The organism is Listeria costaricensis (assembly GCF_900183385.1).
GTDB classification, from domain to species: domain Bacteria; phylum Bacillota; class Bacilli; order Lactobacillales; family Listeriaceae; genus Listeria; species Listeria costaricensis.
In genome coordinates, this window is the sequence record NZ_FXUT01000007.1 from 179,662 (window position 1) to 202,541 (window position 22,880).

At 42.2% G+C, this 22,880-nt stretch carries 23 protein-coding genes; 7 read left to right on the plus strand and 16 right to left on the minus strand.

From position 1 onward, the window contains the following. The first annotated feature begins 129 nt into the window (after positions 1-129). Positions 130-1,383, plus strand: coding sequence for a sugar ABC transporter substrate-binding protein (locus tag CS921_RS07035; RefSeq protein ID WP_099222390.1), 1,254 nt, complete (start codon positions 130-132; stop codon positions 1,381-1,383). 98 nt (positions 1,384-1,481) lie between these two features. Here the strand turns inward: CS921_RS07035 and CS921_RS07040 are convergent, their stop codons facing one another. Further along, positions 1,482-2,540 (minus strand): tetratricopeptide repeat protein, encoded by a 1,059-nt coding sequence (locus tag CS921_RS07040; protein WP_099222392.1) that lies wholly within the window; start codon positions 2,538-2,540, stop codon positions 1,482-1,484. A 155-nt stretch (positions 2,541-2,695) separates the two neighbouring features. Then, positions 2,696-3,613, minus strand: coding sequence for a heme o synthase (gene cyoE / locus CS921_RS07045; protein ID WP_099222394.1), 918 nt, complete (start codon positions 3,611-3,613; stop codon positions 2,696-2,698). Positions 3,614-3,964: 351 nt separating this feature from the next. Here cyoE and CS921_RS07050 point away from each other — a divergent pair, with 351 nt between their 5' ends. Together CS921_RS07050 and CS921_RS07055 are read left to right on the plus strand one after the other, a co-directional pair. After that, positions 3,965-4,882: a COX15/CtaA family protein gene (locus CS921_RS07050; protein ID WP_099222396.1), complete on the plus strand. Its 918-nt coding sequence runs from the start codon at positions 3,965-3,967 to the stop codon at positions 4,880-4,882. 76 nt (positions 4,883-4,958) lie between these two features. Further along, positions 4,959-5,801 carry a Cof-type HAD-IIB family hydrolase gene (locus CS921_RS07055; protein ID WP_099222398.1) on the plus strand — a complete coding sequence of 281 codons (843 nt, stop codon included), beginning with the start codon at positions 4,959-4,961 and terminating at the stop codon, positions 5,799-5,801. 74 nt (positions 5,802-5,875) lie between these two features. Here CS921_RS07055 and CS921_RS07060 read toward each other — a convergent pair whose 3' ends face one another. After that, positions 5,876-6,550, minus strand: a complete 675-nt coding sequence (locus CS921_RS07060; RefSeq protein ID WP_099222400.1) for a cyclic nucleotide-binding domain-containing protein — start codon at positions 6,548-6,550, stop codon at positions 5,876-5,878. Between the two features lie 335 nt (positions 6,551-6,885). Between CS921_RS07060 and CS921_RS07065 the strand changes: the two genes are divergently transcribed. Next, positions 6,886-7,605, plus strand: a complete 720-nt coding sequence (locus CS921_RS07065; protein ID WP_099222402.1) for a potassium channel family protein — start codon at positions 6,886-6,888, stop codon at positions 7,603-7,605. A gap of 78 nt (positions 7,606-7,683) precedes the next feature. Here CS921_RS07065 and CS921_RS07070 read toward each other — a convergent pair whose 3' ends face one another. From CS921_RS07070 to groES, 6 genes are all read right to left on the minus strand, one after another. After that, positions 7,684-8,334: an MOSC domain-containing protein gene (locus tag CS921_RS07070; RefSeq protein WP_099222404.1), complete on the minus strand. Its 651-nt coding sequence runs from the start codon at positions 8,332-8,334 to the stop codon at positions 7,684-7,686. Between the two features lie 16 nt (positions 8,335-8,350). Beyond that, complete coding sequence (locus CS921_RS07075) at positions 8,351-8,683, minus strand: magnetosome magnetite crystal formation protein family (RefSeq protein ID WP_099222406.1); 333 nt, start codon at positions 8,681-8,683, stop codon at positions 8,351-8,353. Next, positions 8,680-9,297, minus strand: coding sequence for a YcnI family copper-binding membrane protein (locus tag CS921_RS07080; protein WP_240422319.1), 618 nt, complete (start codon positions 9,295-9,297; stop codon positions 8,680-8,682). Before CS921_RS07080 ends, CS921_RS07075 begins: the two co-directional genes overlap by 4 nt. Before the next feature lie 11 nt (positions 9,298-9,308). Further along, positions 9,309-10,928 (minus strand): copper resistance CopC/CopD family protein, encoded by a 1,620-nt coding sequence (locus tag CS921_RS07085; protein WP_099222410.1) that lies wholly within the window; start codon positions 10,926-10,928, stop codon positions 9,309-9,311. 502 nt (positions 10,929-11,430) lie between these two features. Then, positions 11,431-13,059, minus strand: a complete 1,629-nt coding sequence (gene groL / locus CS921_RS07090) for a chaperonin GroEL (protein WP_099222412.1) — start codon at positions 13,057-13,059, stop codon at positions 11,431-11,433. 45 nt (positions 13,060-13,104) lie between these two features. Beyond that, on the minus strand, positions 13,105-13,389 hold the full coding sequence (gene groES / locus CS921_RS07095) for a co-chaperone GroES (protein WP_099222414.1): 285 nt from the start codon (positions 13,387-13,389) through the stop codon (positions 13,105-13,107). Positions 13,390-13,722: 333 nt separating this feature from the next. On the opposite strand from groES, the gene CS921_RS07100 reads away from it, so the two are divergent. After that, positions 13,723-14,406: a CPBP family intramembrane glutamic endopeptidase gene (locus CS921_RS07100; RefSeq protein WP_099222480.1), complete on the plus strand. Its 684-nt coding sequence runs from the start codon at positions 13,723-13,725 to the stop codon at positions 14,404-14,406. A 3-nt stretch (positions 14,407-14,409) separates the two neighbouring features. Further along, the gene (locus tag CS921_RS07105) at positions 14,410-14,613 is read left to right on the plus strand and encodes a YdiK family protein (RefSeq protein ID WP_099222416.1); all 204 of its coding nucleotides are present in this window, start codon (positions 14,410-14,412) and stop codon (positions 14,611-14,613) included. Positions 14,614-14,666: 53 nt separating this feature from the next. On the opposite strand, the gene glmS is transcribed toward CS921_RS07105, so the two are convergent. Further along, on the minus strand, positions 14,667-16,475 hold the full coding sequence (gene glmS / locus CS921_RS07110; protein ID WP_099222418.1) for a glutamine--fructose-6-phosphate transaminase (isomerizing): 1,809 nt from the start codon (positions 16,473-16,475) through the stop codon (positions 14,667-14,669). 450 nt (positions 16,476-16,925) lie between these two features. Between glmS and CS921_RS07115 the strand changes: the two genes are divergently transcribed. Next, positions 16,926-17,129, plus strand: coding sequence for an LPXTG cell wall anchor domain-containing protein (locus CS921_RS07115; RefSeq protein ID WP_099222420.1), 204 nt, complete (start codon positions 16,926-16,928; stop codon positions 17,127-17,129). A 40-nt stretch (positions 17,130-17,169) separates the two neighbouring features. Here CS921_RS07115 and CS921_RS07120 read toward each other — a convergent pair whose 3' ends face one another. From CS921_RS07120 to CS921_RS07145, 6 genes are all read right to left on the minus strand, one after another. After that, positions 17,170-18,003 carry a hypothetical protein gene (locus CS921_RS07120; protein ID WP_099222422.1) on the minus strand — a complete coding sequence of 278 codons (834 nt, stop codon included), beginning with the start codon at positions 18,001-18,003 and terminating at the stop codon, positions 17,170-17,172. 23 nt (positions 18,004-18,026) lie between these two features. Further along, positions 18,027-18,488, minus strand: a complete 462-nt coding sequence (locus CS921_RS07125) for a DUF6568 family protein (protein ID WP_099222424.1) — start codon at positions 18,486-18,488, stop codon at positions 18,027-18,029. 81 nt (positions 18,489-18,569) lie between these two features. Further along, a complete protein-coding gene (gene glmM / locus CS921_RS07130) occupies positions 18,570-19,916 on the minus strand; it encodes a phosphoglucosamine mutase (protein WP_099222426.1) in 1,347 nt (448 codons plus the stop codon). A 174-nt stretch (positions 19,917-20,090) separates the two neighbouring features. After that, positions 20,091-21,440: a CdaR family protein gene (locus CS921_RS07135; RefSeq protein ID WP_099222428.1), complete on the minus strand. Its 1,350-nt coding sequence runs from the start codon at positions 21,438-21,440 to the stop codon at positions 20,091-20,093. Beyond that, complete coding sequence (cdaA, locus tag CS921_RS07140) at positions 21,437-22,258, minus strand: diadenylate cyclase CdaA (RefSeq protein ID WP_099222430.1); 822 nt, start codon at positions 22,256-22,258, stop codon at positions 21,437-21,439. Before cdaA ends, CS921_RS07135 begins: the two co-directional genes overlap by 4 nt. A gap of 178 nt (positions 22,259-22,436) precedes the next feature. Next, entirely contained in the window at positions 22,437-22,880 is a 444-nt protein-coding gene (locus CS921_RS07145; protein WP_099222432.1) for a hypothetical protein, read from the minus strand.

Here is a 22,880-nt window from a genome sequence, read left to right on the forward strand (position 1 = left end):
AAAGCGCTTGCATTTAAGGGTCCCCCATATTATAATTTTAATAGAAACGTTTCTATCGTATTTAGTTGCATAATCTATTTTATCTTATGCTGTTCCTGATTTTAAAATTGTAAAAACGGGGGAATCCAAATGAAAAAACGTTTTTCGCTCACAGTTTTAGCAGCAGCCGCACTCATGTCCGTCTTGTTCCTATCTGCTTGTGGAGGAGATAGCAGCAACGACTCTTCCTCATCCAAGAATGAGCTTGTATTCTGGGCAATGGGAGATGAGGCCTCAACAACTAAAGAACTTGTAAAAGGATTTACGAAAGAAACTGGTATTAAAGTAAAAGTCCAAGCAATTCCTTGGAGCAATGCGCACGACAAAATGCTGACTGCGATTGCTTCAAAATCCGGCCCAGATGTCGTCCAAGTTGGAACGACAAACATGGCAGAATTTGTAGAAGCCGGTGCCCTAGCTGATATTACAAAGAAAATCGATTCAACCGACAATCTTGATCCTTCTAAATTTTATCCGGCAGCCATTGAAACCACCCAATTTAATGATAAGACCTATGGCGTTCCTTGGTATGTAGAAACGCGCGTGCTCTTCTATCGTACGGATGTTCTTGAGGCAGCTGGCTATTCGGAACCGCCAAAAACTTGGGAGGAACTGCATGATGTCGCGGTCACTTTATCCAAACGAGGCGATGACCTTTACGGATTCTCGATTGACCCAAATGAAGGCACATTCGGCTATATGTTCGGCCGCCAAAATGGTTCCGAACTGATTAATGAAAAAGGCGAACCCGTTTTAGATCAAAAAGAATTCGTCGATGCGATCAAATATTTGGATAGCTTCATTAAAGATGGTGCCACGCCTAAGCAAGATTTAGGAATGGACATCACCCAAACCTTTGGTGGAGATCAGCCCATCCTACCAATGTTCATCAGCGGTCCTTGGATGGCCAATACACTAGAAACAACTGCACCTGAATTAGACGGAAAATGGGCGATTGCTACATTGCCTAAAAAAGAAAATAATTTATCCGCACTTGGCGGCTCTGATTTGGCCGTGTTTGAATACAGTGACAAGAAAGACGATGCGCTTAAATTGATCGATTATCTGAGCCGTCCAGATGTTCAAATGGACTACCTGAAATCAACCAAAAATCTTCCTTCCAGCATAGAAGCTTGGGAAGATCCTTCTATTAAAAATGACACCAATTATCAAATATTTAAAGAACAGCTGGAATCAAGCAAACCTATGCCGCTTGTCCCACAATATGAGGAAATGGCAGAAGCCTATAAAAAATATTGGGAGCAAATTGCTGTCAACGGAGAAGATGTTGACCAGGCAATGAAAGACCTGAATGCAGAAGTTGCAAAAATGTTACAGAATTAATTAGGCTAAAATTATCGCCACACATAAAAAACTGCAGACCCAATCTTTGTCTACAGTCTTGAGCCGACAGGAAAGTTTCAGCTTTTCTGTCGGTTTTTTTAATGCCCCATTTTGTCATGCATTTCTACGGAAGCACTGGGAAGCTGTTGCCCTACTATTTTTGGCTGCGTCTCTAGTGGTACAGAGTTTTGCTCCGACTGAAAACTACTCACAAAATAGATGCCCATTAAGAAAACCAATGAAATAATGGCAATGGGCAGGCGGACATAGCGATTCTGTCTTTCTTGGGCGGTCAGTTTATGATCACTTTGTTTGATCTGAATCAAAATGGCGGCAATCATGAGCAGTAGTGGAATCGCTAATAAGAAGAGGGCTGAACTCCCGATGACTTTTCCAAGTAAATAGACGCCCCACAGATAGGCGGTTATGAGCGGAATCGTGTAATAAAGCGGCGTGAAACGAAAAAACAAGCGCGTTTTTTCATAGAGCGCCCAGATTGGCTGCTTCGTTTGTTGCATTTTACGATTAAAAAGCTGATACTGCTCATTATCTGGCGCCAGACTGACCGCTTGTTCAGAGAGACTTCTCGCACGCTCAAAATCCCCGCGTCGATAATTTACCTTAGCAAACCAGAAGAGATAAAGCGGTTCTTCCGGCTCTAAACCAAGGGCCAAATGCTCATAATGAAGAGCCTGTTTATTTTTCGGCTCTTTTAATGCTAGTAGATAACTGTATTTCGCCAAAAAATGCGCATTTTCAGGTTGAAGTTCAATGGCTTTTTGATAAAATGGCTCCCGTTCATTCAGTCGTCTTGGCAAATGTTCGGCCAGCTCAAAATAAAAAATCGCCTCCTCAGGAAACAACTTGATCCCTGCCCGCGCATAATTGATCACTTTTCGGGCATCTTTCAGCCCCTTGTAAATCGCGATTGCCTGTTGGTAGATCTCTTTTTGTCCTGTATGATAGACGATTACCTGTTCCATTTGCTGTGCCGCATTTTCTAACTGGTTTATTTTTAAGTAGTAGTAGCTTAAATTTAAATACCCTGCGAAATGAGAAGGATTTTCAAGAATCATATTTTCTGCTTCATTTTTGGCTGTTTCTAAATGACCATTTTCTATGAGATGAATCGTACGTTCATAACTGGCAATTTTCATGGTATCACTCCTCCAAATCCAACTTTACTAGTACTTTAGCACATGAAAATGAAAAAATTGAGAACAAAAGTTTAAAGATTTGTTTAAGAAAAGGCGCTAGCATACAAAAAAGCTTTGAACCTGTCCAACGAAACAGTTTCAAAGCTTTAAAAATTTTACAAAAAGATTGAAATAACGATCATGGCTACAAATAAGATTGTCATGTAATTCAATGAATAAACAAACATCAAACGTGCCCATTTTATACTATCCGTCATTTTAAATCCGTATAATGAAAGCGCCAGCCAGCCGAGATTGAGTGCAGTAGCCAGTATCATAAACACTATGCCGAGTTCTGACATGAAAAACGGAAGAATCGTTAAAAGCACCACCCAGAACAGCATGCTTTTCTTGGTTCGTTCGATTCCTTTAACCACGGGCAGCATTGGAATTCCCGCCGCTTGATATTCTTCACGACGCTTGATCGCAATGGCATAAAAATGCGGTGGCTGCCAACAAAACATAATTAAAAACAGCATGACGGGAATTAAGCTAAAACTTGGCTCGACCGCAAACCAACCAATCAGTGGTGGTACTGCGCCGGAAAAGCTGCCGATCACCGTATTGGCAACCAGTTTACGCTTGGCATACAAGGAATAAACAACCACATACAGGAACACACCTAGCACGCCTAAAACGCCTGCCTGCCAAGTTGTCATAAATAACATAACTGTTCCCAAAATGCCTAATGCTGCAGCTACGGCCAGTGCACGAGGTCCTGAAATTTTCCCCGTCATGGTGGGCCGATTTTTCGTTCTTTCCATAATGCCGTCAATATCGCGATCAATCACATTATTAAATGCACCCGATGCAGCAACGACCATTGCCGATCCTAAAATTGTAAAAATGACCGTATCCAAATTCCCGATAAACGATTTCCCCGTTAATTGAAAAGCAAGCCACATTCCCGTAAAAGCAGTGATCGTATTGGAATTGACAATCCCAATTTTAATTAATTCTGTGAAATCTCTTACAGTAAATCGACTTAAGGAAACGCTCGATTGCATATCCCCAGTTTTCTCCATCTGATTCAAAAGTAATTCCCCCTTAGATTGCGCATTTCTATCATGGCAGGATCGTTTTTCCCCTTCCATCCTGCTACTCTTACCTTCCATTCTATTATGTGAAATTTGTACTTCAATTGTCAATAAATCGGCTTGTAATCCTTTTATCCATTGGCATTCCCAAACTTTGCATACAAGAGAATTTTGTGAAATCAATTGCAATCTCTCTCTTTATTTTCACAGTTTGCTTTCTTTACTTCACTTTAAAAACAAGCTACAATATAAGGACATCCTGTGCTCTATTCATAACATACCCTCATTTGCTCACTTTCTAGCACTTTGAGGAAAAATACATACGCATCAAAGGGGAGATTTTAAAGAATGAAAAAATTTTTAAAAATCTGGTCCGTCCTAACAATCATCTGTATGACCTTCGTCGTCTTTGGGGGAGCACTTGTAACAAAAACGGGTTCAGCAGACGGTTGCGGCAACAGTTGGCCACTTTGTAACGGCCAGCTTGTGCGATTGACCGATATTACACCAGAAAAGCTCATTGAAGTCGCGCACCGACTCACAACAGGGGTCAGCTCTATTTTTGTCATTGTGCTGGCTGTTTGCGCATGGATTTATATGAGGGATCGCAGAGAAACGAAACCACTGACGATTGTGGCGGTTGTTTTTCTTATTTTGCAGGCGTTTATGGGTGCCGCGGCAGTTATGTGGGGACAAAATCCGTATATTATGGCGCTACATTTTGGCATTTCAATCATTTGTTACGCAGCGATTGTCTTATTAGCGCTATTGATTTTTGAAGTTGACCGAAAATTTGATGCCCGCAACTTGGTGATGGGAACAAAATTGCGCGTCCACCTCTATCTGCTTACGATTTATACCTATTTGACTGTTTACACGGGGGCACTTGTTCGACATGAAAAAGCGAGTTTAGCCGTTCCAGTCTGGCCGTTTGAAAATGGTCACTTTATTTTTCCAGATTCCGTTCAAGATTATGTGCAATATTTCCACCGTCTCGCTGCATTTATTTTAGTCATCTGGATTCTCTATGTGACCTATCTTGTTTTCCGCGACTACCGGCATTACCGCGTCCTGACTTACGGAATGGTCTTATCTGTGATTTTCATTGCGCTGCAGGCACTTACCGGAATGTTATCTGTCTATACTGGCGTCAACCTCTATATAGCCCTTTTCCACAGTCTGATTATTACCATGTTGTTCGCCCTTTTCAGCTATCTTTGTCTGCTTGCTTCGAGAAGTAAAAAGAATCGCTTGCGAATTCGTTAATCCTCCTCGTGCCCTTTACGGAAACCGTAGAAATTGATACGATAAAAGTGAACGATTTACATAAAAGGAGATTTCTATGACTAACAAACTGATTTTTATTGATGTCGACGGTACACTTTGCAATGATTATGGTTTAGTACCGCCATCTGCCAAACTTGCGATTCAAAAAGCACAAGCAAATGGCCACCAAATTTACTTATGCACCGGTCGCTCCAAAGCCGAGATTACAGAAGAAATTGCCGCCCTTCCTTTTGATGGAATGATCGGTGCTGGCGGTGGCTATATCGAAACAAGTGCGGGTATTCTCTACCACGAAACTTTTAATGAAGCGGATCTTCAGGCCATTGTCCATTTCTTCAATGACAATAAGATCGGTTATTACCTTGAATCCAATCATGGTCTTTTTAAAAGCAAGTATTGTGTATCTGAAATGGAAAAACAACTATATGCTGACCTTGATCCATCAAGCGAGGCCTATCAGAAACTGAAAGAAGGGACAAAGGGATTCTTTGATTTATTGCAACCCGAACCACCTCTTGATGAGCTGACGGATGTCAATAAGATTTCTTTTATTCACGCTGATTATCCATTTCAAGACGTGGCGACTCGATTTGGCGATCGCTTTACCATTATGCAGACAACTGTCCCCGCTTTTGGTCAAAACAGTGGCGAAATTGTCCTACCTGGCATCAATAAAGAACTGGCAATCGTTCGTCTATTAGAACATTTAGAGCGTTCAAAAGCAGATACAATTGCAATTGGCGACGGTCATAATGATCTAGAAATGCTACAATTTGTTGAATACGGTGTGGCAATGGGAAATGCGCAGGAAGCACTGAAACTAGTAGCGGATGAAGTGACTGAAACGCATGACGAAGACGGAATTTATAACTTCTTCGATCGCTATGGACTGATTTAAATGATAAAAAAAGAAGCGAAGATCTGCCCTTTCCCTTTACTGGTGTCATGGCGGATCTTCGCTTCTTTTTGTTTTTAAAGGATGGTTCCTTTTTCTTCTAAATTTATGTGCATTCTATCTGCATGTTCTGCGGCTTTCTTTTGGGAAATCATCCAAACATTTTCATGCTTCACAACAATCTCCTGCTTCCTCAATTTAGCTAGTTGTTTATAAAAAGTACTGCTGTTCAACTCACTATACTGCAATAAAATTTTCGTCGTAATTTTTTTGGGTAATATGTAATACCCTTCTTTCACAGGTATTTTCAATAATTGAATAATACTGAATAAACAATGAAGTAATTTATCTTCCGAGGAAGTACACGAAGTAAGTGATTTATAGTAAATAGCTTTGCTTATTTCTCGCATAAAGAAATAATTAAATGGATAGTTTTCCGGAAAAGTAAGAACATACTCAATATCTGCTTTTTTTATGACATAAATGAAGCTTTCTGTGATAGTTTTATAGATGAATTTATTAGGAAATGCATCGAGAATCATGCAGTACCCCAACATTATCCCTTCTCCAAATAATGAATACATACTGCTGGGTTCTTCACAGAAATATGCGCCTACACATCCGTTTACAATTAGATAGACGTAGTCATCTTTAGCATCATTTGTGATAACTTCTGCTGCTGGATATCGAACTTTAGCGTATTCAATCTTATTAGCATCCAACACTTTAATAAATTCTTGATAACTAAACAAAATTATAGGCTCCTTTTCAGTTATTAATACTAGATAAGTATTAATTATTATGTTGCCACAAAAATACTACTATTTATTACAATGGTATATTGTTATTATACTCTATCATCACCTTTTTAAGGTTTATTTTAATACTATTTAATTTGAAAATGTTACGATTTTGTGAACATTTGTATTTAACGTCATTTTCTTTTTGTTTTTTAGTAAAAACACAATTAATATTATTATTTTTACATGTGATTTCAAATGAAATACACCTTTCTTTAATGGAACTTTTCTGTCACCAGCCGAATATGCTACAATAAAAGCATAAAAAAAAGAAGGGATCCTGTCTGATGACTAGAGAAAAAAAACGCTTAATCTACGAAATTTTTATGCTTGGGCTTGTCTTACTCTCCATTGCACTTTTACCCTATCATAACATCTATACCAACATATTGAATTGGCTTATTTGGCTGGTTTTTCTGCTTGATTATCTGGTTCGTCTGAAACGTTCTGAGCGAAAATGGCATTTTGTCAAAACGCATCCCTTTGAACTTATTGCAGCAATCCCTTTTTACAGCGGTTTTCGTGCAGCTCGAATCGTCAGTTTTTTTCGCATTCTGCAGCTCACGGCGATGGGAAAACGTTATGTTATCCCGCTTTTCACATTTTTACGAACAAACGGCTTAAATCGTTTCTTGCTGATTTTTGTTCTACTTGTCATTATTATCCCTGTTCCAATGGTTTTTCTTGAGCCCTCCATTAAAGACTATCCTGATGCACTTTGGTGGGCCATCGTAACAGCCACAACTGTCGGCTACGGAGATATTGTTCCAGTCACGCCGATCGGTCGTATTCTAGCTTCCATCATGATGCTATTTGGGATTGGCTTCATCGGGATGGTGACAAGTACACTGATGAGTTACTTTTCTGCCAAACCTAAAACGATGCAAAGCTCTGAAAAAATTGCCAAAATCACAAAGGCTATTGAGGACGTTCCTGAATTAAATAATCAGGAAATTGAAATCATCGAGCAATTTTTACAAATGAAAAAGCAAAAAGAAACCAAATAAAAGAAAAACAGCCACTAGCTGGAAGCCCTGAGCTGCTCCCTAAAGGGGGGCGGCTCTGGTCCGCTTAGTGGCTGTTTCTTATAAGTATCGGGTTAATTTTTTCTCTACGTGGAGTCGATATCTAACAGAGAGCTCCTCTACTGCCAGTATTCGTGACAACTCCTGCTTCCGGCCTTTCCCGTGGAGAATCATTTCATGGCAATAGGCAACGGTTACGTCTGGATCCTTGCCCTTTTCAAGTAGCGTCACTTGATCTCCGCGATGAATCTCTCCTTCTTGTATGGTTCGAGCTAGGTAACCTGTAAAACTGGTTTCCGTTACTTTCTTATAGAGCTCTGGCATGTGATGATATTTTGCAATTGTACTACACGGATTGCGTGCTTCGGTAACTTGAAAAACGGCTTGACCTGCCTGAAAAATATCGCCAATCGCCACATCTTTTTCCAGCATACCAGAAACGATCAAATTTTCTCCAAAAGCGCTCTTCGGTAGTTTTTTTTGAAAAATTTGCTCAAAAAATGCATAATGCTCGAGCGGATACAAACACACTGCTCGATCTGGGCCACCATGATATTTCTTATTATAAGGCTGATCATTTAGAAAGCCATCCTGTGTCAGATAAGCTTCTTCCACTGCTCGTTTCTCGATTCCTGTCATCATAGATTTTCCTTCTCCAAACGCCATTTCTTTTGGCATTCCGATGGCTACATGCTCAATCTGTCGCTTCATTTTCCCACCTCAGTTGTTAAATTCGATTCGTTGCTACTTTGACAATGCGGACGATGATCCAGATAAACAAAACCAGATTCAAGATTAGAATTGCGGCAACGCCAAATATGGCAAGTACTGCCAGCCCCTGATCATCTGCAACTCCCAGTCCATAGATTGCCAGAACACCAATAAAGACAATATTAATAATGGATGGCACCAAGCTAATCAAAAAAGCACTCCGCCCATGCTGTTTAACATATTCATTCGGTCCAAGCAGCCAAATGAACAGCGGCACTATAATTGGCAAAAAGAAATAACTCGCATAGGCAACAATCGCCCACACTTTATCCCCACTCGTTTGCTTCATTTTTTATTTCCTCCCTTTTTCAATCTCCAGACAAGCACGCAGGTTATAAGTGATAAAATCAAACTCAGCACAGCAAGAGCCATGGAAAGAATCATCCACTCACTACTTGTGTCTTCTTGTCTGACATTCGTTGTGCTGCCGTGCTCTGAAACCACTTGGCTTGTGGCATTTTTTTCAATTTCCGTCAAAGCATGCGGCGAGTCACTATCCGCAGCGCCGTTCCATTCCACTAGCTCCCCATCCGCATAGTACTGATAAGCGTCCCAAGCCATTTCTCCTGCTTGATCAGGATTTTTTACAATAAATGAAAACTGCTGAAATTCGCCAGCCCCTAAGCCGGCTTCTGTTGCTTCCCATCTTAGCACATTCTTTGCTGAATCAAAAGTCGCCTGAAAGCCAAGAACCGGTTCAACGGATTCATACGTTGCGCCTTCTGGTATTTTCAAAACAATTTTCGTCGTATTGCTGTCTTTTTCAACTGGCACCTTCATCGTATAAGTTTCATAGGAACCAGCTGCCGAGCGTTCTGGCTTTACGGTCACGTGTGCAGAGACAGCTTCTGGAATAGCGCACACCATCAGTATGGCGCTTAAAAAAATCGTAATTGCTTTCATCATTTCCCCCTTTATTCCACTTTGACATCAAAAGTTTGCTCGATCGTTGTGTAATCTTTCGTAAGACCTTTCACCGTAAGCCGCCAAGTTCCTTTTTGATTGAAATAGAGACCGCTTGCTGTATAAGCCCCCTCGGAAGACTTTTCCATCACCACATCCGCTTTGTCATCCTGCCGCTCAAAATGAATCGTTACTTTTTCAAAATTGCTCAGCGGCTGTTGTTCTGCGTCTGTAAATGTCACCATAAACTGATTCTCCCCTACGATTCTGGGTGTCACTTTCAGCTGAACAAAGCCTTCATTTTGTTCAGTGGCAAGTGTTTCTTGAAAGGGCTCCGGAGCTTTTGGCGGTGGAAGCGGCTGATTCGTCAAGAAAGCGGCTGTCAGTAATATGAGCAGGCCAATGATATTTTCAAGTACAATCGTCTTAATCGGCAACGGTTTTTGCTTCTGCTGGATATATAGATAATGAAATAATCCTAAAAGCCCCATGCAAATAATAAGTCCCAATTTGAGCAGCAAAACATATCCATAGCTCGTCGTGAACAAGTTTTTCATCTCGCCCAGATTCAACACACCAAGTAGCAAGCCCGTCATCAACAGCAGCGCAACAGCCCCCATTGCCACATAGCTGAACCTGCTCCAGTAAACTTTTCCTGCCTTACGTGTAAAATAAAGCAGTGCTAAAATGCCCCCAATCCAAACACTTGCCGCTACAATATGCAGAAAGTCTGCGGTTATCGCGATCACTGGGTCACTAGCCGCCTTGGCATGTCCACTCATCGCCTTTAGCAGCATCACAAAAAACAAACAAGCCATCATGAGAAAAAGCGCGCCATTTAGTCGAGGCTTTCCGTATTTGAGCCAGAACCAGCCCACCAGCCAAAAGCCACTTATTCCCAGCAAACTCATCAGCCATAAATGCCCCGTTGTTGTCTCTATTATCACCGAACCCATTTTATTTGGAAGCAAAGCTGATTTTAGCGGCAGATCGAGAATAATCGCTGTATGGACCCATATTGAAAGTATTTCGCCAAGCAAAAGCAGACTCATGGCAACAAACAGCCAACGCGTCGAACGCTCCGCAAATTGGTCGAGTGGCGTTTTGATTCTTTGCCTCATCACAAGTAGTAAAAGCCAGCCAGCAGCCATAACGAACCCACTATACAGCATAAATTTGCCGATTGAACTAGCCAGATTCACACTAATTGGCTGCTTTACAATGCTGCTTTCAGGAAGCGACTGCTTGGCATCACCGACTTTAAAAGCATTCGTTCCTGAAACTGGATGCCCATCCGCCGAAACAATCCGCCATGAAACCGAGTAGACATCTGCTGCATCCGCAAAATTACTTTTCAATTTTACAGAGATTGTCCGAGGATCTCTCCCCATTTTCGTCTGCCCATCATCGACCCGCTCCCCGACAGAATTTTTCACCATAATGGTTGGAAAATCTGGTTCAACGGCTTCGCTAAATGTCAGCTGAACGGTGTCGGGAAATTCTGCCAACCCACTGCCGTCTTCCGGTGTCATGCTGAGGAGTGTGGCATGGGCGGACACCTGTTGCAGCGGTACAAGCAAAAACATCCCGAGTAAAAGCAAAAGACAGCCGATTTTTCTTTTTAATCGCACAAATTTTTACCCCTTTTTGTAAGATTCTTCTTAAAGATACAGGATTTTTGTATAGGTGGAAAGCAATCCGCTTGAGACTTGTACTAATCGCTCTTTTTAGCTAAGAATATTAGTGATATTACTTGCATTTTCAGGAGAAAAATTAAGCCAGTTCAGCATATAATAACTGAACTGGCTTTAGGTATCCTTCCAGTTAATAAAGCGTTTTCACACTTAATTTGACCTAAAAAAGAAGCCTCTGAAAGATAGCAGAGACTTTTCTATTTTAAAATACATCAAAAAAAGAGCCACCTATGCAAATATTGCAGAGGTGGCTCTTTAGACAAAAACAATTCCTCAGAGCGATTATTTTCTACGCCATTTTGAAACCAATTAAAAAAAGCGGTCTCTGAAAAAATACAAGAAATTTTCAGAGACCGCTTCATTTAAAATTATGTGGATAAAAGTTCTTTTTTATCCATAAACGATAAACGGCTATTTAAAGCCATTCAGCAGGGCAACTTTACATCATGCCGCCCATTCCGCCCATGCCACCCATATCAGGGGCAGCTGGGCCGTTTTCGTCTGGTTTGTCTGCTACAACTGCTTCTGTTGTTAGAAGTAGTGCTGCCACAGAAGATGCATTTTGAAGAGCTGAACGTGTGACTTTTGTTGGGTCTACGATACCAGCATCAATCATGTTTACCCATTCGCCGTTTGCTGCATTGAAGCCAACGCCGACTTTTTCATTTTTCAAGCGTTCTACGATAACGGAACCTTCAAGGCCTGCATTGTGGGCAATTTGACGAACTGGTTCTTCAAGAGAACGAAGGACAATTTTGATACCAGTTGCTTCGTCGCCTGTAGCTTCAAGTTCTGCTACTTTATTGTAGACATTCACAAGCGCTGTACCACCACCGGATACGATGCCTTCTTCTACTGCTGCACGCGTAGAGTTCAAAGCGTCTTCAATGCGCAGTTTGCGTTCTTTCAATTCAGTTTCAGTTGCGGCACCCACTTTGATGACTGCTACGCCACCAGCTAGTTTTGCCAAACGTTCTTGTAGTTTTTCTTTATCGAAATCAGAAGTTGTTTCTTCCATTTGTGCGCGGATTTGGTTGACACGAGCAGCGATTTGATCGGAGTCGCCTGCACCTTCCACAATTGTTGTGTCGTCTTTTGTAACGACAACTTTATTAGCTGTACCTAATTGATCGATCGAAGCTGTTTTGAGTTCTAGTCCCAAGTCTTCTGTAATCACTTGTGCACCTGTCAAAATGCTGATGTCTTCCAGCATTGCTTTACGACGGTCACCAAAGCCTGGTGCTTTGACTGCTACCACATTGAACGTACCACGCAGTTTGTTGAGTACAAGTGTTGCTTGAGCTTCTCCTTCAACATCTTCTGCAATGATCAATAGTGGACGGCCTTGTTGGACAACTTGTTCCAAAACTGGCAGGATTTCTTGGATGTTAGTGATTTTCTTATCTGTAATCAAAATGTATGGTTTTTCAAGGACAGCTTCCATTTTGTCAGAATCTGTTACCATATATGGGCTTGTATAGCCGCGGTCGAATTGCATACCTTCTACAACATCAAGCTCTGTTGCAAAACCTTTTGATTCTTCAATTGTGATAACACCATCATTGCCAACGCGTTCCATCGCTTCAGCAATCAGTTTGCCGACTTCTTCATCTCCAGAAGAAATTGCCGCTACTTGGGCAATGGACTCTTTGCCTTCAATTGGTTTCGAGATGGCTTTCAACTCTTCAATCGCCGTCGCTACAGCACTTTCGATACCGCGACGAATGCCGACCGGATTTGCACCAGCTGTCACATTTTTAAGGCCTTCTCTGATCATTGCTTGTGCCAAAACAGTCGCTGTTGTAGTTCCGTCCCCGGCTACATCATTCGTTTTGGACGCCACTTCTGAAACAAGTTTTGCCCCCATATTTTCAAAAGGATCTTCTAGTTCGATTTCTTTTGCAATTGTCACACCGTCATTTGTGATAAGCGGTGAACCGAATTTTTTTTCAAGGACAACGTTGCGTCCTTTTGGTCCAAGCGTTACTTTTACTGCGTCTGCTAATTGATCAACACCACGAAGCATTGCGCGGCGTGCGTCTTCACTAAATTTAATATCTTTTGCCATGAGTTTCGTTACCTCCATTTATTGATGATTATTTTGGTTAAAATGTTACGCAATAACGGCTAGAATGTCGCTCTCACGCAAAATCAGATAGTCTTTGCCTTCAAAGGTTACTTCAGTTCCCGAATATTTGGAGAAAATGATATGGTCGCCTACCGCTACCTCAAGTGCTTCTTTCGCGCCACTGTCAAGTACGCGGCCAGAACCTACAGCTACAATTTTACCTTCTTGCGGCTTTTCTTTGGCAGAATCCGGCAATACAATACCGCTTGCTGTTTTTTCCTCTGCCTCTACTACTTCAATCACAACTCGATCTCCTAATGGTTTTAACAATGTAAATAACCTCCTCTAAATAGTTGTTAAGTTATTTTTAGCACTCGAACGCTTGGAGTGCTAACACAATTCTTATGATAGTCAAAATTGGTTAAAATTGCAAGCAGAAACGTTCGAGAAAAACGGATTTTTTTTGCTTGCTAAAAAGCAATTTTTCCTGAAAATTCAAGTCAAATTTGCCTATTGATAGCTTTTTTTAGTACAATAAGAAAGTATTTACAGATGGGGTTTAAAAATCTGTGGTAAAGAATGGCATGCTGAAATGGCCACCACTTTTTCAGTGTGCAGCTTGAGGGTTTAATGGATTCTCAGGTAGAGAAAGGAAGCGATTTTTTGGCAAAACGTTATACAACTATTGTCATTGTCTACTTTATGATGCTTTTTTCAGGAAGCATCGGCATTCCGCTTGTTCAAGCAGTACTTCAATCGGTTGGCGGAATGACAAAAACAGAAAGCTCAAGTCTGGCAGTCGTGTTATGGAATATTATTGCCAATCTGATTACGCTTCTAATTATTTGGTTGATTCTACGCAAGCAGCCTGAAATGAATAAAATTGCACTGGGTGAAAAAACAAGCCCGGGTAAGAGCGTCTTATTCAGTCTTGGCGGGATGCTGGCGCTTTTTGTTGCCCAGTATGTCTGCTTCTTCATTATCGCCTTACTAATTGGTGTCCCGGGAGGTTCAGAGAATACGGCAGAACTTGTCGCATTAACGAAGCAGGCGCCAATTTTCCTTGTGTTTATTAGTATTTTAGGACCTATTTTGGAAGAGTTGATTTTTCGAAAAGTTATTTATGGCGGACTTTCAAATATCATTAACATCCATGTAGCAGCCGTTATCAGTTCTTTCGTTTTTGCCATTTTACATGGGGATATTTATTATCTGCTGACTTACTTTGTACTTGGACTGATTCTTTGTTTCCTTTATACAAAAACAAAACGGATCACTGTTTCAATGGGTGCGCACGTTTTGATGAACACGATCGTCATGCTGATCAATATTGGATTTTGGAGGTAACAAATGAAAAAAAAGAACAGTGCGCTTTTACAGGGACTGCTTTATATCATCCTGGGCATTGTCTTCGTGTATTTTGCAGTCATTCAAGTTGATGAAAATGGCTGGGGCGTGTTTGCTTATGTCATTATCGCCATGGCAACCATTGATTTTGTCACGGGTTTTCGCTTTATTTTTGTAGGACTTCGAGAGAAAATGAACAAAAAATAATTAAAAAATCGTGTGAAGAAACCTTTTTTGTTGGTCTTCACACGATTTTTGTTTTACTCCACTGTCACACTTTTCGCTAGATTACGCGGTTTGTCTACGTCACAATCACGGTGCAGCGCGGCATAGTACGCAAGCAGCTGACATGGAATCACACTTGCGAGTGGGGTCAAATGTTCATGCACTTGCGGTACGACTAGGCGGTCTCCTGGCTGATCAACGCCTTCCATCGAAATGACGCAAGTTTCTGCTCCGCGTGCGAGTACTTCATTGACATTCCCGCGGATATTCCAATTAACATTTGGCTGTGTTGCAATCGCAATAACGGGTGTGCCTTCTTCAATAAGGGCGATGGTACCGTGTTTCAGCTCACCACTTGCAAAACCTTCTGCCTGAATATAGGAAATTTCTTTTAGTTTTAAAGCAGCTTCTAGTGCTACATAATAGTCAACGCTACGGCCAAGGAAGAAAGCGTTCCGCGTTGTCCCCAAATATTCACCAGCAATATGCTCGATGATTTCTTTGCTGGCAACAAGACTTTCCATGGCAGTCGCTACAATGCCAAGTTCCTGCACTAAATCAAAATTGATTGCTTCAGAAATGGCTTCTTTTCGACCGGCTGCTACTGCTAGGATACTCAAAACGGCTACCTGAGCAGTATAGGCTTTCGTGGATGCTACTGCAATTTCCGGGCCGGCATGCAGATACATCGCATGGTCTGCTTCCCGGTCAAGCGTAGAACCCGGAACATTGGTTAACGTAAGCGTCCGATAGCCCATTTCTTTCACCTTCACGAGTACTTGGCGAGAATCAGCCGTTTCGCCACTTTGCGTAATGAAAATAAAGAGTGGTTTCTTAGAAAGAAGCGGCATATTGTAGCCGATCTCACTGGAAACGTGCACCTCGACTGGGATGTGTGCTAGTTTTTCAAGTAAGCTTTTTCCGACAAGGCCTGCATGGTAGCTGGTGCCGCAAGCCACAATGTAGATGCGGTCGGCTGCAAGGACTTCGTTTAGGATTGCTTCGTCGACTATAATCTCCCCATCTGGATCTTGGTAAGCTTGGATTAGGCGGCGCATTACAGCTGGCTGCTCATCGATCTCTTTTAGCATATAATGCGGGTACGTGCCTTTTTCGATGTCAGAAGCGTCGATTGTTGCCGTATAGGCCGACCGCTCGATCACTTCCCCATCCAAATGTTCAATTTCTAAGCTGTCACTTGTCAAGATTACCATTTCTTCATCCATGATCTCGATAAATTGGTCGGTTTCTTTCAGCGCAGCCATCGCATCACTGGCGATCACATGGAAACCTTTGCCTTCTCCAATCAAGAGTGGGCTTTTATTTTTAGCTGCATAAAGCGTATCTGGTTCGTTCCGGTCAATCAGGCAAATCGCATATGAACCATGCAGAAGCTGCAGTACTTGGCGAAGCGCTTCTTTTGTCGACTGGCCGTTTTCCGCAAATTTTTCAATCAGTTGAACGATCACTTCTGTATCTGTGTCACTTTTGAAGTCAGCATCTGCCAGATAGTCCTGTTTGAGCAGCGAATAATTTTCGATGACACCATTATGAACAAGTGTAAAACGACCAGATGCACTTTGGTGCGGATGCGCATTCCTGCAGCTTGGTTTACCATGAGTCGCCCATCTTGTATGCCCAATGCCCAGCTCGCCAAATGCCCCTGCTGGAACGGCCGCTTTCAAATCCTGAATGCGCCCCTTCTCCTTTATAACCACTAGTTGATCCTCATGTAAAAGTGCAATTCCTGCCGAGTCATAGCCGCGATATTCTAATTTTTCAAGTCCCGAAAGCAACACGTCTTTCGCATTATTTTTCCCAATATATCCTACAATTCCACACATAAAAATAGCCTCCAATAGTAGCGGAGGGCAGACTTATCCCGTCTAAATTCCCCTCCAAAATTTTCGTTTCCTTGGAGGTGCTTACACCATGATCCTTACCGTTCTGTTCATCCGGTCACCCGAATGGTTTGTCGCTAAGGCGTAACGACTGCATGGACAGCCGGGAGACTCCCGCCGAAATTTCGATTAATCTCCTCCTCGTCAACTAGTTTGACGCCTGGCCGGATTTCACGACCGCTTGTCACCCATACAAACTAGTTCTGGCGCTTTTATGAAATTGTCCCGATCCTCCTTTTATTTTTTCAAGGAAACAAATTCATTCTACAATAATCTGTCTAGTTGGTCAAGCACTATCTTTCTTCACTTTTATCAAAATTGGTCTATACATTGACAAAAAATGATTTTTTCGGAATAATAGAACCTATAAGTATAGAAGAAAGGAAGAATCTTATGCACCGTCGAAAATTATGGGCAGTTATTTTCGTATTTACCTCCTTTGCCATCTTGATCCAACAAACTAGAATGGATGTGATGGCTGCAGATACAAATGGACAGTTGCCGACGACCGGCGATACCTTTTCTATTTGGCCGATCATCATTGGTATTCTTTTGATTCTCGCTGCAGTCTATCTTTTGTTCCGTAAGAAAAAATAAAGACGCTGGAAAAACAATAATCTGTTTTTCCAAGCGTCTTTTATTTTTCCTTTGTTGAGTGGCTGATCAGCTGGAACAGTCCGGAAATAAAGGCTGAAACGCCAATGATCAACTGCAAGCCGAACAATTGAAATTCTTTTACACTAACGGATTGAGCGATCTCCTTGGTAAAACGGACGATTTGCTCCGACCAGTAATAGTTATTTAAATAGAGGAAGCTAAAAGCCAGCGTGATGCCAGCCAACAGGTAAAACGTCCGCTTGAAGGAAAAGACGACAGCAGCTAGTAAGAACACGGCGGCTGAAAAAGCAATCACCGCATCGAATTCATTCGTAATAAAGTAAATGTCATCTCCTGATTGTTTAAAATGAAGGATGATCAGAACACCGACCGCAATGGCACAACCCGCACCAATCAGTGCGAATAAGCCACTGGCAAGGCGCCATTTTGTTTTCCATTTTTCATCTTCTGCAGCAGCTTTGGAAGGGAATTTTTTGCCAAATAGAAGTAATACGAATAGAATGAGTGCAAGTAAAAATATACTGGCACCGCTGAAATCAAATGGATACCCTTCAGGAATTTGCCCCTCGACTAGTGGCCGAATCTGATAGTAGCCGACGGAAAATCCTTGATAACCTAGGAAGAGCAGCAGGGCAAGCAGGCTAAACACTCGCCATTTCGCCTGACGCAAAAGTAGAACTCCCATAACGATTAGAAGAATGGCTAATCCGCCGATCACCCAATAATTCCATACAAAACTGTATTCCGCATCACTGTAAAAGTAACCGTAAACGGCGCTTAAAAAACTATATAATTGAATGATACCTGTTGTAACCATCAATGCGGCTACAATTTTCCGAAATTTTTCAGGCATATTTTTGCCCCTTTCTGTTTTTATTATAAGGCTTGATGGGCCAGCCACTTCTGAATGGCTTGCTGATTATCAATGTCGCCTTTATAGCGAGCTGTTAAATGACCGTTTGAAATAAATAATAACGTTGGAACCACTTTGACACTCAAAGATTCATCCATGGCAACAAAATCTTCCCCATTTTCACGCGCCTGATCTGTATTGTAATAGTACGCCTTTTGTTGATTGTTTGTGAGGGACTGTTTCAACTTTTTCTGAAAATCTTGGCAGTATGGACAGCTAGGGCGGCCAATATAGACAAACCCCGTCTGCTTTTTCTGAAGAAACTGCTCCAGTGAAGCCGTATCAACATCTTGGAGAACACTCTCACGTGCCGTTTTTTTCGTTTCCGTTAGTTGGATGGACTGCGTCTTAAAAATCAGCCCTAGACCTGCCAAAAAGAAAAGCAAGCCTATTACGATCAGCAAATGTTCGCGTTTTGGTTTCATCCTGCTCCTCCCATAAAAAAATCTGAACAAAAGGCTTGGCGGCGTTTTGCTCAGATTTTTTGAAAACGTCTTGAAGGACTATTACAAGCCCATTTCTGCTTGGACAACTTTTGCGATTCGCTCACAGAAATCATCTGTTTTTTCACGCGTATCAGCTTCCACCATCACGCGAACAAGCGGCTCAGTTCCAGATGGGCGAACAAGCACGCGACCATTGCCAGCCATTTCTTTTTCGACCTCTTGAATAATTTCACTGACAAGTGGATTTTCTTCTACTGCATTTTTGTCTGTCACGCGAATGTTCACAAGTTTTTGTGGATAAGTCTGCATTTCATTTGCCAGCTCAGACAATTTTTTACCAGTTGCTTTCATCACGTTAATCAGCTGGATTCCTGACAAAAGACCATCACCGGTTGTGTTGTGATCTAGGAAGATAATATGGCCTGACTGCTCGCCGCCGAGATTATAATGACCTTCCCGCATGGCTTCAACGACATAGCGGTCCCCAACAGCCGTTTGAACATCTTCAATGTCAAGCTCCTGCAAGCCTTTATAGAAACCAAGATTACTCATGACCGTTGAAACGATTGTATTATGATTCAGCAAGCCTTGCTCTTTCAAGTGTTTAGCACAAATGAACATGATTTTATCGCCGTCCACAATGCGTCCTAGTTCATCCACAGCAATCACACGGTCGCCGTCGCCATCAAAGGCTAAGCCAACATCTGCGTTTTTCTCAAGAACGAATTTAGCCAATGCTTCCGGATGAGTCGAACCTACGCCATCATTGATATTTAAGCCGTTTGGTGATGTCCCCATGGAACTGATATCCGCTTCGAGATCCGCAAACAAATGGGTAGCTAGCGATGCAGTGGCTCCGTTCGCACAGTCTAGCGCCACATGGTAGCCGCTGAAATCCTGCTCGATCGTTTGTTTCAAAAACTGCATATATTTCTGTTTGCCTTCAAAATAGTCATTAATCGTACCCAGACCGTCCGCACTTGGCCGAGGCAATTCGTCTGTATCTTTATCCAGTAGTTCTTCAATTTCGAGTTCCTGATCGTCTGAAAGTTTGAAACCATCTGCGCCGAAAAATTTAATGCCATTATCAGCTACCGGATTATGTGAAGCTGAAATCATGACACTGGCAGATGCTCCTTGTGCACGCGTTAAGTAGGCAACCCCTGGTGTTGAAATCACACCTAAACGCATTACTTCGATTCCAACTGACACTAAACCAGCAATCAGTGCTGATTCGAGCATTTCGCCTGAAATCCGTGTATCACGTGCTACTAGTACACGCGGATGTTCCCCAACATGACGCGTCAAGACATACCCGCCCATGCGTCCAAGTCGAAAAGCGAGTTCTGGTGTCAATTCTGCATTTGCCACACCGCGAACACCGTCAGTTCCAAAATATTTTCCCATTATTAATTCTCTCCTTCTGTGTCAAACATTGGATTCATCCTTGCATAGCTCCATTTTGACTATGTAAAAATCTGATTGTTTTCCACATATACGTTTTATTATACCCTGTCCTTGTAAAAAAATCATCTTACGGCAAAAGCGGAGGCCAAAAAGGTCGCTTTTGCCGCATCCTGATTACGTATCGGTCGCCGATTTCTTTGTAATTGTATACTTGGCGGTTGTCTGACTGAGCGTATAGCTGACATCACTCGGCAAATTATTGATGGCGAGCTTTGCACTATAGTTTTCGCCTTCTGTCGCTTTTGATAAGTCTGCTATCACTTTAAACGAAGAACTACTGAGCCCATTTACCGTGCTGGAAGGGCCCTTTACAGTCACACTCACTTTTCCATTAGATGGAGATGTAAGTGTAGCCGTCAAATCATCTTTTAGACCTGTTTCGGCAATGGATACATCTGAAAAGGTTTTACTGATATCCGTATTTGTACTATCATCTGACGTGTCATTCGTATTCGACCCTTGATCGGTTGTTGAATCGGTAGTGGAGGACTGACTGTCACTCGAGTCGTTACTGGACTTTTTTGCAGTCTTAATCTTGACCTCCACGGTAGACGGCTGCACAGATGTGGCTCCCTCAGGAACAGGGATCGTTATTTCTTTCACGGTATCAGCGGTAATATTCGATACATCGACGGAAAGCTCAATCTTATTGATCTTATCCAGTACTTCGTCATCACCGATTACGACAACCTCATCACGGTCCGGCGTAATACTTGAAATTGATAAATCATCTGGCGGTGAACCGGTCTGCTTGATTGTAAGCGGCACGGATTTGCCTACTTTATTCACCGGCACAGTCACTTCTACTTTCTGCGGATCAATCTCAACATCCAGTTTATTCAGCTTGCTATCAAAGGCCACGATTTCAGCCTCTGCGGTAAAGTCTTCTTTATGTCCACCGCTGTCATCAATGGTGGCTTTCACATAGGCGATTTGATCAATTGTATCTTTCGCACCTGTAATCGACACTTTTTTCGGACTGACTTCCGGCGTCCCTGCTTCGTAACCTGCTGCTACGACAGATTGCCCCAGCTCGACATCGACGGAAAATTTCTTCGTGACTTTTTCCTGCACATTAACGGTGGCCGTATCAGGCGAAATCGTTGCCTTGACGCGATCTGAAAGGTCCTTGATTTGAAGCTTGACATTTTGTTCGCCGATAGAAGCATTTCTGAGATCCACATAGACGGTGAAATCCTGCTGTGCTTTGGCATTTTGAACGATGCTTCTTGGTCCTGTAATCGTGACGGTTACCGTTTCTGGAACTCCTGAAACATATAGATTCTCTTTATCATAATAGACCTCAACAGGCACATTTTGAATGACTTCTGTGTCTGTTTGAGAAGAAGTTTGAATTTGTGTCGAACCGTTATTATCCGCATGCACGGAAATAAATAGAATTGCCGCCAAAATCAGCGCGATAATCCGAATCGACCATTTGTTGTTTAAAAAAAGATCCATCATTTCTTTTTGCCCCCTCTCCATCTAACAAAGAAAGGTGCTTTCTTTTGAAACACAGTGATTAGTTCCTGTTCAAGAATTTCATGCAGCCGATCTTTGGAAACATCACGGAACAGCTCGCCGCCTTTTGTGATAGAGATGCCGCCTGTTTCTTCTGAGACCACGATCGTGATGCTGTCAGTAACTTCACTGATTCCAAGCGCCGCCCTGTGCCTCGTCCCCAGTTCTTTCGATAGGAACGGGCTATCTGATAGCGGCAGATAACTTGCCGCAGATGCAATCTCATTTCCTTTAATAATCACCGCACCATCATGAAGCGGCGTATTCGGAATAAAAATATTGATGAGAAGCTGCGATGAAATATGGGCATTCAGCGGGATACCCGTTTCAATGTAATCTTCCATCCCTGTATCACGTGCAACAGAGATCAGTGCGCCAATCCGCCGTTTAGCCATATATTCAGTTGATTTTTCAATAGATTCGATTAAATTCCGCTGTTCTCTTTCAATCCGGGAACCCGTACGAATAAAAATATTCCCGCGCCCCAATGTTTCAAGCGCCCGCCTAAGCTCCGGCTGAAAAATAATAATGATAGCAAGAAAGCCCCAGGTAAGCATTTGATCGGTCACCCATTCGACCGTCTCAAGCCCTAGAAAACCACTTGCTACTTTTACAACAATAATGATAAAAATACCTTTTAAGAGCTGCACGGCCTTTGTTCCGCGAATCAGCATAATTAATTTATAAATGACGAACCACACGACTAGAATATCCACTATATTCGCGAGGTATTGTAAAAATGTCATATCTGTAAAATTCATTCTTTCGCCTCCTGATCAAGGCAAGCCCAGTTATTTGCCAATAATTTCGGAACACCTTGCCAAAGCAGAAATGTTCACTTATTTCATTATAGCATAATCCCCAGCTGCGAAAAAAGAAATCTATTGGACAAAATTAGAAAGATTTGTTTAAGAAAAAAGACCTGCGCAAGGCAAGTCTCTAGGTAAGCGCAGGACTGACTGGCACCTTGGCAAGCTTTTCCGCAAGCTCTGTCAGGTAGGCTTTTGCTTTTTCACGATTCGCCCCTTCAAAAAGCTCCAGCCATTCATGCGTCTCGTCGATTTCTAACAGCCGGTTCTCGAGTTTCCCGCGAAAATCCGCTCGAAGCAAGTAACCGTCCAATTGATCGATTGGGTCACTTACTGTGATTTCCTCTCCAGCCGCCTTTTGGATGATCAGCTCGACCAGCCCGATTAAATTGTTATCATACAAAAAGTCCTCTATCTCAAAACCAAATAAATCCTCTTCTTCGCCTTCATTTAACCGCTGCACGATCCTTTCTGCATCGAATAGCGTATCGTTCTCATCAAGAACATCTTCTATCCAGTCGATCAAATCCAGCCCCACATCACTTTCCAGCGCCTTGATTCCCCATGATCCCAT

Coding starts and splice junctions, on each gene's coding strand:
- CS921_RS07035 (WP_099222390.1), top strand. CDS start 130: ATGAAAAAACGTTTTTCGCTCACAGTTTTAGCAGCAGCCGCACTCATG.
- CS921_RS07040 (WP_099222392.1), bottom strand. CDS start 2,540: ATGAAAATTGCCAGTTATGAACGTACGATTCATCTCATAGAAAATGGT.
- CS921_RS07050 (WP_099222396.1), top strand. CDS start 3,965: ATGAAAAAATTTTTAAAAATCTGGTCCGTCCTAACAATCATCTGTATG.
- CS921_RS07055 (WP_099222398.1), top strand. CDS start 4,959: ATGACTAACAAACTGATTTTTATTGATGTCGACGGTACACTTTGCAAT.
- CS921_RS07065 (WP_099222402.1), top strand. CDS start 6,886: ATGACTAGAGAAAAAAAACGCTTAATCTACGAAATTTTTATGCTTGGG.
- CS921_RS07070 (WP_099222404.1), bottom strand. CDS start 8,334: ATGAAGCGACAGATTGAGCATGTAGCCATCGGAATGCCAAAAGAAATG.
- CS921_RS07075 (WP_099222406.1), bottom strand. CDS start 8,683: ATGAAGCAAACGAGTGGGGATAAAGTGTGGGCGATTGTTGCCTATGCG.
- CS921_RS07080 (WP_240422319.1), bottom strand. CDS start 9,297: ATGAAAGCAATTACGATTTTTTTAAGCGCCATACTGATGGTGTGCGCT.
- groL (WP_099222412.1), bottom strand. CDS start 13,059: ATGGCAAAAGATATTAAATTTAGTGAAGACGCACGCCGCGCAATGCTT.
- CS921_RS07105 (WP_099222416.1), top strand. CDS start 14,410: ATGAAAAAAAAGAACAGTGCGCTTTTACAGGGACTGCTTTATATCATC.
- glmS (WP_099222418.1), bottom strand. CDS start 16,475: ATGTGTGGAATTGTAGGATATATTGGGAAAAATAATGCGAAAGACGTG.
- CS921_RS07115 (WP_099222420.1), top strand. CDS start 16,926: ATGCACCGTCGAAAATTATGGGCAGTTATTTTCGTATTTACCTCCTTT.
- CS921_RS07120 (WP_099222422.1), bottom strand. CDS start 18,003: ATGCCTGAAAAATTTCGGAAAATTGTAGCCGCATTGATGGTTACAACA.
- CS921_RS07125 (WP_099222424.1), bottom strand. CDS start 18,488: ATGAAACCAAAACGCGAACATTTGCTGATCGTAATAGGCTTGCTTTTC.
- glmM (WP_099222426.1), bottom strand. CDS start 19,916: ATGGGAAAATATTTTGGAACTGACGGTGTTCGCGGTGTGGCAAATGCA.
- CS921_RS07135 (WP_099222428.1), bottom strand. CDS start 21,440: ATGATGGATCTTTTTTTAAACAACAAATGGTCGATTCGGATTATCGCG.
- cdaA (WP_099222430.1), bottom strand. CDS start 22,258: ATGAATTTTACAGATATGACATTTTTACAATACCTCGCGAATATAGTG.
- CS921_RS07145 (WP_099222432.1), bottom strand. CDS start 22,880: ATGGGATCATGGGGAATCAAGGCGCTGGAAAGTGATGTGGGGCTGGAT.